This window comes from Vibrio sp. 811, assembly GCF_033339195.1.
In genome coordinates this window covers 1-893 of sequence record NZ_JAWOUB010000187.1, presented here as the reverse complement: position 1 = coordinate 893, position 893 = coordinate 1, and the positions used below count along the sequence as shown (strand labels likewise).

Below are 893 nucleotides of genomic sequence, written 5' to 3'. Positions count from 1 at the left end.
TCCGTTGAAATGGCGAAGCTACTTTCCATTGCGAGCCACTGCAAGTGCAACATTCTTATTTCCGGTGGTACTGGTTCTGGTAAGACAACACTACTGAACGCTTTGTCAGGCTTTATCGGCAGTGGTGAACGTATTGTCACCATTGAAGATGCTGCCGAACTTCAGTTGCAGCAGCCGCACATTGTGCGTTTGGAAACGCGCCAAGCAAGCGTCGAAGGTACTGGTGAAATTACCGCCCGAGATTTGGTGATTAACGCCCTTCGTATGCGACCAGACAGAATCATCGTCGGTGAGTGTCGTGGCGGTGAGGCATTTGAAATGCTTCAAGCGATGAACACCGGTCACGATGGATCTATGTCAACACTGCACGCGAACACCCCTCGTGATGCAATTGCGCGTGTCGAGAGTATGGTAATGATGGCTACAGCAAGCCTACCGCTTGAGGCGATTCGTCGCACTATCGTGAGTGCGGTCGATCTGATCGTCCAAGTACGAAGACTGCATGATGGTAGTCGTAAAATATTGTTCATCAGTGAGATCGTTGGCCTCGAAGGGGACAGCGTGGTGATGGAAGATATTTTCCGCTTTGAGAACAATGGCGTAGGCGATGAAGGAAAAATCTCAGGTGAGTTCCGAACGCCAGGTCTTTCTAAACGTTCTGTGATTTATGAGAGAGCTAAGTTCTTCGGCTTAGATGGGGCACTTCAGGAGTTGTTCTCATGATGCTGATCGTCATTTCACTATGGGTTGCTGTCGCGTTATTCCTGTTTATTGGTCATGTGAAAAGACAAAAAGAAATCACGTCTATCATTGAACAGTCCAATACATTCGAGGGCGTTACTGGCTCCCGAGCGGTTGTCGACTCGGAGAGTTTTGATGTTAGCTATAAAAAG

The 893-nt window shown here is 48.3% G+C and carries 1 protein-coding gene; it reads left to right on the top strand.

The features are described 5' to 3' along the window. On the top strand, positions 1-723 hold a 723-nt coding region (locus R7Q46_RS25725), incomplete at its 5' end, for a CpaF family protein (protein WP_318078022.1). Between the last annotated feature and the right edge of the window lie 170 nt (positions 724-893).